Origin of the sequence: Pseudodonghicola xiamenensis DSM 18339 (assembly GCF_000429365.1) — a bacterium.
In the GTDB taxonomy this organism is placed as follows: Bacteria; Pseudomonadota; Alphaproteobacteria; order Rhodobacterales; family Rhodobacteraceae; genus Pseudodonghicola; species Pseudodonghicola xiamenensis.
The window spans coordinates 1-8,455 of the sequence record NZ_AUBS01000065.1 but is presented as its reverse complement, the minus strand read 5'-3'; the positions used below and the strand labels follow the sequence as shown (position 1 = coordinate 8,455).

The 8,455-nt window shown below is 61.1% G+C and carries 6 protein-coding genes; 4 read left to right on the top strand and 2 right to left on the bottom strand.

The window, feature by feature from the left end; translation table 11 throughout:
- The 3 genes from G455_RS0121690 to G455_RS0121680 all read left to right on the top strand — a co-directional run.
- On the top strand, positions 1–1,656 hold a 1,656-nt coding region (locus G455_RS0121690), incomplete at its 5' end, for a tyrosine-type recombinase/integrase (protein WP_229861872.1).
- Entirely contained in the window at positions 1,635–2,564 is a 930-nt protein-coding gene (locus G455_RS0121685; RefSeq protein ID WP_229861871.1) for a tyrosine-type recombinase/integrase, read from the top strand. The genes G455_RS0121690 and G455_RS0121685, both read left to right, overlap by 22 nt.
- Positions 2,561–3,565 (top strand): tyrosine-type recombinase/integrase, encoded by a 1,005-nt coding sequence (locus G455_RS0121680; RefSeq protein ID WP_028095547.1) that lies wholly within the window; start codon positions 2,561–2,563, stop codon positions 3,563–3,565. Before G455_RS0121685 ends, G455_RS0121680 begins: the two co-directional genes overlap by 4 nt.
- 39 nt (positions 3,566–3,604) lie before the next feature.
- On the opposite strand, the gene G455_RS0121675 is transcribed toward G455_RS0121680, so the two are convergent.
- A complete protein-coding gene (locus tag G455_RS0121675; RefSeq protein WP_407636252.1) occupies positions 3,605–6,001 on the bottom strand; it encodes a TOTE conflict system archaeo-eukaryotic primase domain-containing protein in 2,397 nt (798 codons plus the stop codon).
- Between G455_RS0121675 and G455_RS25130 the strand changes: the two genes are divergently transcribed.
- Positions 5,915–7,726 (top strand): S8 family serine peptidase, encoded by a 1,812-nt coding sequence (locus G455_RS25130; RefSeq protein ID WP_154664458.1) that lies wholly within the window; start codon positions 5,915–5,917, stop codon positions 7,724–7,726. The genes G455_RS0121675 and G455_RS25130 overlap by 87 nt on opposite strands.
- Before the next feature lie 161 nt (positions 7,727–7,887).
- On the opposite strand, the gene G455_RS25125 is transcribed toward G455_RS25130, so the two are convergent.
- Positions 7,888–8,394: a type IV secretion system protein gene (locus tag G455_RS25125; RefSeq protein WP_229861877.1), complete on the bottom strand. Its 507-nt coding sequence runs from the start codon at positions 8,392–8,394 to the stop codon at positions 7,888–7,890.
- Between the last annotated feature and the right edge of the window lie 61 nt (positions 8,395–8,455).

Sequence of the window (8,455 nt, the reverse complement as noted above, 5' to 3'; positions counted from 1 at the left end):
GACATAATATGCCGCGTCAGCATTATGCTGAGTTCGGGGCTTCAAGCTGTTGTTCTGGTGATTCATTTTCAGGTTTCCGCTTTGGATAATCATGATGCCTCTGCTCTCAACCGCAGAAGGACATCTTCCATGAACTCCCCCTCGAACTCTCCGCTCGCCGACCGGGCCGGCGCCGACGAACTCGCTCTGGTCCGCGCCTATTTCGCGGACAATCCACGGCTTTCGGCAGGCGCGCTGAGCGCCGCCCGGCATTTCCTGAAGTGGGCACGCGCCCGGAAGATCCCGATCAGAGATTTCGATGCATCAGCGGTGGACAAGTTCTTGCGCCATCGCTGCCGCTGCGGCCGCTACAGCCCTGCGCAACTGCGCAAACCTGTCTACGCCACCGATACGCGCAGGTTCCTGAGCTATCTCGAAGCCACCGGTTTGGTCATGATTGCCGATGATGTCGCGCGGCTCGGGCAATATCTGGAGGCCTATGCCGGGAAGCTCAGCGCCGCCGGTTACAGCAAGGTGACGCATTCGATGCGACTGAGTCAGGCGCGCCATTTCGCGGAATGGGCGCGGCAGATGCGTGTTTCGGTTCGTGGAATCGACGAGGCCATCATTGTCCAATTCGCGCATCATGATTGCCGTTGCGGGATCAAGACCAAGCGCGGTAAACGGGTCGAGGGTTCCGGCACCTGGGGTCGTCGTCGTGGCGCTCGTGCTTTTGTCCGGTTCCTGCGGGAAGAGCGTCTGATCCCCGCAGAAGCGCGTGACTGCATTACCGCCTACGATCCGCGCCTGACCGAGTTCTCGGAATGGCTGCGCCGCGAACGTGGGGTGACGTCAGAGACTCTACGGCGTTATTTGAACGAAGCCGGCCGCTGGCTGGAACGCCTGGGCGCAACCCCGAAGGATTACAACGCGGCGGCAATCCGGTCTATCGTTCTGGATCAGGGCGAAGAGCGTTCCCGATCATCTGTGCGCATGACGGTCACCGTGCTGCGCTCCTTCCTGCGATTCACCATCGTTCAAGGTCAATGCTCCCCGTCGCTTCTCCATGCGGTGCCACCCGCTGTTCGGCGCAGGCTTTCGACCGTCCCGCGCACCATACCCACCGCGAAGATCGAAGAGATCATTGCCTCCTGTCGCACCGATACGCCCGTCGAGATACGGGACCGTGCCATTCTCCTCCTCCTCGCCCGGTTGGCCCTGCGCGCGGGAGACATCTGGCAACTGCGGCTGTCCGATATCGACTGGCGCGCGAGCCGCTTGCGATTGCACGGCAAGGGTAGACGCGGAGAGATGATGCCCCTGCCGCAGGATGCAGGCGATGCGCTGCTGGCCTATATCGAGGATGTGCGTCCGGTGGTCGCCACGGACAGGATTTTTCTCCGAACCCAGGCACCGTTCACTCCGCTGCGATCCGCTGCCGAGATCGCCGGGATCGTTTCCCGTGTCCTGAACCGGAGCGGTTTTACTGGCTTGCCGACCGGCTCACATGTCTTTCGCCATTCGTTGGCGTCGGCCTGGTTGCGCGGTGGTGCGGATCTTGACCAGATCGGTGTCGCCCTCCGCCACACCTCGCGCGATACCACCGCGATCTACGCCAAGGTTGATGTCGAGATGCTGGCCGGCGTGGCTCAGCCATGGCCGGGGTGCGCATCATGATGCATCACCATGTCGACCGCTTCGTCCAACTGAATCGTGCCCTTGGAATGAAGTTTGCCGCGCAGGAGACATCCTTGCGCGCCTTCGCGGATTTTGCCGCGGAACGGTCCATCACGCACGTGACGGCGGCGTTGATACTGGAGTGGGCCGGTGGCGCATCGACGCCGGATGCCGCGCGGGCCCGGTTTGATCGCGCTCGCGCGCTGGCGGTGTTCCTGCATGCGGAAGATGCGCAGCACGAGATTCCGACTATGGGTCTGCTGGGCCGTTCACGACGCCGGCGACCTGCTCCGCATATTCTGACGCAGGACCAGATCAGTCGGATCATGCAGGAGGCGCTGCTGGTGCCCGGCCTGACGCCGATCAGCCCTCTGACCTACCACAACCTGTTCGGGCTGCTTGCCTCGACAGGCTTGCGGATTTCGGAGGCTTTGTCCCTCCGGCGCGACGACCTGACGGAAGATGGTCTCATGATCCGGAAGGGAAAGTTCGGCAAGAGCCGTCTCGTGCCCATACATGCCTCGACCCGCGCCGCGCTGGAACGGTATCTCGAAGCCCGCTGTATCGTGCGCAATGCTGGCGACGATCTTTTCGTTCTGGGTCATGGCCGCGCTCCAACGGCGACCAGGGTTTACGTGGTCTTTGTTCGGATCGTGCGGAAGCTCGGCTATCGCAACCCGACAGGTCCCGGCCCCCGGGTGCACGATCTGCGCCATACATTCGCGGTGCGATCTCTGGAAGCTTGCGGGAATGACCCGCAGGCTGTCTTGCGGCACATGAAGGCCCTGAGCACCTATCTCGGCCATGTCGATATCGCCAACACCTATTGGTACCTCGAGGCCACGCCGGTCCTGCTGCAGATGATCGCGTCGACCGCCGAAGAGACCTGGATCGGAGGTGCCGCATGACCCCGCTCGCTCCCGACCTTTCAGCCTTCCTGCAAACCCACCTCCCGGGCGAATGCGGAGCAAGCCGACATACCATCGCGGCCTATGCGCATGCATTCACCCTTCTCCTGCGGTTCGCCGCCGAACGGCTCAAGCGTTCCCCTTCGGAACTTGCCATCGAAGACCTTGATGTGCAGATGATCAGGGCGTTCCTTGACCATATCGAGGAAGGGCGTGCCAATTCCGTCCGGTCCCGCAACGCGCGGCTGGCGGCAATCAAATCGTTCTTCCGTTTTGTCGAACATCGCCACCCGGCATGTCTTGAGCAGGCAATGATGATCCGGGCCATGCCGATCAAGCGGACAGATGCCAAGCTTATCGACTACCTGACCAAGGAAGAAGTCCGCGCCTTGCTTGCCGCGCCGAACCACCACACGCCGGGCGGTTTGCGCGACCGGGCGATGCTGCATCTGGCCTATGCCGCGGGGCTGAGGGCGTCCGAACTGCTCGCGGTGCGAATGGGCGACTTTCCCGCAGGGTCGTTTTCCAGCGTGCGGATCCTGGGCAAGGGGCGGCGGGAGCGCATCCTGCCGCTCTGGAAAGAGACCCAGGCCGCCATTCGCACGTGGCTGGCCGTCCGCCCAGGCGATGCGGGGCCGGAGTTATTCCTGAGCCGCGACGGCCGCAGGATGACGCGGGACGGGTTCGCCTTTAGGCTCAGGCAACACGTGGCGACCGCCGAACGCTCGGCACCCTCGATTGCCGCCAAGCACGTGACCCCCCATGTGCTGCGGCACAGTTGCGCCATGCACACGCTTCAGGCCACCGGCGATATCCGCAAGGTCGCGCTCTGGCTCGGCCATGCTAGCATCCAGACGACGGAGATGTATCTGCGCGCGGACCCGACCGAGAAGCTCGCGCTCTTGGATGCCCATCACGCCCCGCTGATCAAGCCGGGTCGGTTCCGGGAACCCTCGGACAAGCTAATGCAGGTCTTGGCCGTCGCCACACAGAGATCCTGACCGACCGGGCAGAATTGGCGTCCCGCTTTCGGCGGGGCGCTATTCCATCACATAGCCAAGGGCCCGATAGCCCGTTCGTCGCTTGGCGGCCATTCTGGACAGGACGGGCACCGAACTGTCGACATAGTCGACCACCAGCACGTCTTTCTTTTCGTCATGCCGCCGATGCAACCTGCCGACATATTGCGCCAGCGTGCCTTTCCAGGCGATCGGCATCGTCAGGAACAGGGTGTCGAGCCGGGCGTCATCGAAGCCTTCGCCGATATAGCGTCCTGTCGCGAGGATCAGCCGTTCCTCGTCGTCATCGACATTCAGCGCCGCATGCGCGGCCTTCCGATCCTTTGCAGACATGCCGCCACGGAGCACGACGATGTTCTTCGCAAATCGGGAGAACCGCTGATGAAGATGCTCGAGGTGATCCTTCCGCTCGGTCAACACGATCGGCGAGCGTTTGGCCTCCAGTGACTTCAGCACGTCGTCGAAGATCAGATCGTTTCGGGCCTCGTCCTCCGCCAGAGCGGCATAGATCGCGGGCATTGACGGGCGCTCGGCCATGGCGAGGGCCTCTGGCAGCCGGAATCTCGTGTGACGTTCCCGCGCCCGATGGTGAATGCCGCTTTCGGCGGCCTGTGATTTGGCGCTCACTTGATGGCGCACCGGACCGCATTGCATGAAGATAATCGGGTGATGCCCGTCTTTTCGAGCGACCGTTGCCGACAATCCCGTGACATAGCGCGCCTTCGATCTGCGGGCCACAAGCTCAAAGCTTGCAGCGGACAGGTGATGGCATTCATCGACAACGAGGTGACCGTAATCGGCTACGACGTCGTCAACTTCGCCTTTGCGAACCAGGCTCTGGATCAGCGCCACGTCGACCACACCGGTGGGTTTGCGCTTTCCGGCGCCGATGGTGCCGATCTGCTTCGGGTCGATCTGCAGAAAGGACCGAAGGCGCTCGACCCATTGGCTGAGGAGTTCGCGACGGTGGACCAGAACTAGCGTATTGCGGGCACGATGTGCGATCAGCGCCGAGGCCACGACCGTCTTGCCGAATGCAGTCGTGGCGGCAAGCACGCCGGTATCGTGTTCGGCCAATTCGTCAAGCGCTCGCGATTGCTGCTGGCGAAGTTCGCCACGGAAGTGAACCGTCCCCGGCAAGCGGGTTCCGTCTTCGCGCAAATCGTCCAGATCGGCTGTCGCACCGTGATCGGACAGGAACCCGATCGCTTCGTCGAAGCTGCCGCGCGGCAGGGCGACGTGTCGGGGATGCAGTTCGGCACAGGACACAATTCGCGGCTTGCCGAATGTCGGCAACCGCATCGCCTGCGCACGATAGAATTCAGGGTTCTGGAACGCGGCCAACCGCACCAGTTGGGCAATCATGGCCGAAGGCAGCTCCGAACGGTCGATATAGATCTGGTCTGCGACCGTCACCTTGATGGTCGGTGGAACGGGAACATCGAGGCGGCGCGGCGTGCTGCGGCGCGAGGGGGGCATTTTCCAGGGTTCGTCCGCCTGTTCGTCATCCACCGGCATGCGGACGCCCAACACCCGCCCGGAAAGCTCTGCCGCTTCGACAAGGTCGGTCACCGCCGCCGCCGACATTCTCGGCAGGGAGGACAAATAAGCCCACTGATCGGCAAAAGGCCGCATGTCCGTGTCTACAAAGACGCTGTTGCCCGTCTTGCGCGCAGTGTTCTGGAGCGGCAGTGCGATCAGATTCCCGAAGCCGCCGAGCGGCATGATATCCTGGTTTGGAAACAGCCGGTCATAGGAAGCAAAGCCGATTTCCGGCCGCCTTTCCATCGTTTCCGTGATCAGGACCGACCCGAGCTGGCGCGCCAGACGGGCGGCGACCGGTTCGGAGAAGAAGATCCAGACATGACCTCCGTTCCCCGACCTCGATCGTTCCAGCGCTGCGGGAACTCCCTTCACCCGGCAGGTTTCGAGCAAGGCATTCGCGTCATCCGTCCAGGATGCCTTGTCAAAATCCGCCGCCAGGAACCAGCATGTATCACCGGGCAGCAGCGGATAGACGCCGGCGACAAAATCTCCGCTTCGGCCATCATCACCGCGCAGGTGTTTTTCCATGATGCTTTCGTCCGGCGGGATGAACTTCTGATGGGGGCATTCGCCACATTTGACCTTCGGCTTGCCGCAGATGCCCTTCACCCATTCGTTGGCACAAGCAGGCGAATATCCTGAGCGACCGGTCTTCCTGTTTTCCCATCGCACCGGGAATACGTCAGGCCGACCGGCGAACAGGCGGCGGAACAGATTGTCTCGCGGGTGCAGAGCGCGCGGTTCTTCAGCGAAGAGAATGCTCGCGGTGGGCGGAAACTGAGTGCCTTGTGGGATGCCGCCCCCGAAGCCGAAGACGGCCGCGCCTTTATCACCTGGCTGATGCCACTGCGAAGCAGGGAAGCGGGCGAACATCTTATCCAAAAGGTGGCGGGGCTGCGTGACAACGCCATCTTGTCCCCGCGGCCGCTACTAGAAGACATTCGGGGCGCCCTTGATAGTAGTGTTCCTGCCGTCATGCGCCGAAGCTTGCAGGCTGCGGCCAGTGAAGGAGATCGCATCGCGCTTGCGATGCGTGACTACCGGCAGCGGGGGCACGCTCGCGCGACATTCATTATTCCGTCTCAAGCGGCACTAGCGCAACTCTTAGCGTCCGGCACCGTTTTCAGGATCGACCCCGTGAGTCCGATCACCAGCACGGCGCCAGGAGATGGGGCGGAACCAAACCGCCCTTTGCCCGCCGACATGTCGGGCCTGCCGGTCGTCGGGGTGGTGGACGGGGGGTTGACGGCTAATTCCTACAAACCGGCCGAAGCGTGGCGGGCACCGGCATTTATCCCTGACGTCCATGCTGACACGAAACATGGCAACCAAGTCACTTCGTTGATTGTGCAGGGTCACGACTGGAACAACAATCTGGCGCTCCCGCCGCTTTATTGCCAGGTCGGGACGGTACAAGCTGTCCCGAAACATGGCTCGTCCATCTTTGTCGATCCGCAAAATCTCGTCGCCTATCTCGACGGTTTGATGGGGGCGGCGACGAACACGCGAGTCTGGAATTTCTCGTTGAACATCAAAGAGGATTGCCCACTCGATGGCGTAAATTCTCTGTCGCATGACATTGCAATGCTGGCACGCAAGCATGCGGTACTGCCGATCATTTCGATCGGGAACAAGCCCGGCGGCCACATCCAACCCCCTGCCGATTGCGAAGCCGCGATCACGGTTGGGGGCCGGCAGCATGATGCCAACGGAAAGCCTGCCGGAGAGTGTGGAGTTAGCCTGAGCGGCCCTGGGCCCTCCTGTATGCTGAAGCCTGATCTAACCAATTTCTCGAAGGTGCGGGTGATCGGCGGCACCGTCACGGAAGGATCGAGCTTTTCCACAGCACTGACCTCTCCGGTGGCGGCACATACTATGGCGCGGCTTCGGGACGCCTCACCTGATTTGGTCAAAGCACTGCTTTTGCACAATGCGGATCGGGACGCTTTTGATGCCAAACTGGGGTTCGGAACACCCGCGGTCGATCCGTTGCCTTGGGAATGTCGGCCAGGATTTGTTACGCTACAATGGACAGCGCAGCTCCGGCCAGGCGCGGCGTTCTATTGGGAGCTTCCGATCCCCGCTTCGCTTCGCAAGACAGGTAAGCTGAAGGGTGCCGGAGCGCTCACTGCCATCCTTAACCCGCATCCTATGGTTTCCGAGATTGCTGGGATGAACTACTTCAGCGCGCGCTTGGAAGCCGCGTTACAATTCGAGCGCGGAGTAACCTCGAACGGCGATGCAAAATTTCATAACTTGCTCGGGTCACTTGAAAAAGAGCGCCTGACCGAACAGCAAGCGCGAGAATTGGACCACAAATGGTCGCCCGTGCGCCACCACAAGAAATCTTTCGCGCGCGGCGTCCAGTTTGATGGTGAAAACCTGCGTGTGTATGCCCGCCTCTTCAGCCGCGATCTCTACCTCTACGGAATGAACAATACCGAAGAAGTGCCCCCGCTGGAGACGGTCTTCGTTCTTTCGATCGGTACGGGTGATGAAAACGACGATGTTTATAACGAACTCCGAGACGAACTCGGAACGTTCGTGGAAGCTGCCGTCATCGACACTGAGATTGATGTAGAAATCGGGGACAGCTAACCTTGCAGCATTCTCGGTTCGGTGAAGGATTCGAAAAGGTCACTATTCGGATCCTGTGAGGAACATGTCGCCGCCAATGTTCCTCCATTTGGTTTGGTAGATTGTACGATTTGTGTCCTTTGCGCCGAAACAAAACTCAATCAGAGAAGCTGAGCGCGGCGCTATTGCCCTAGTCGCTTTGCCCTCTCCGCCATCCTGACCACCTGCGCGCTCGCCGTCGCCGCGGCGCTTTTTACCGCAGCAGGAGCGTGTACAGTTCCACGTCCAATCGCCTCACCCGTCGTGAGCGCCCCTATCCGTGCCCTGCCCTGGACACCAGATGTGTTAGCCAGCCCTCGCAGTACCCCTGCGGACCCGCTGACGATCGCCGGTGCCGCCGCCACCATTAGGTTTCCCGAGATGCCGCGAACGATCAGGGGTGTTGCTGCTACAAATCCTTTGGCCAGGAAAACCATGACGAAGAACGGCACGAGCGATCCGATGTTGGTTGCCGAGTTCGGATCACCCAGCTGGGCTAGCAGCGAATTCGCCATGCCGACGACGGTCGAGAACATTGCTGCGATTACGATGGGGTAGAAGGCATAGCTGACTGTCGTCGAGACCCATCTGTGGAAGAAATCTTTGGTTGCGTCGAAGTGAGCTACCCCCCGAAATTCGGACACTGACATAAGCTACGATTTGCAGTCTGCTGATCTTCGACGAGAAGGAGATCAGAGATGTCGAAACGGA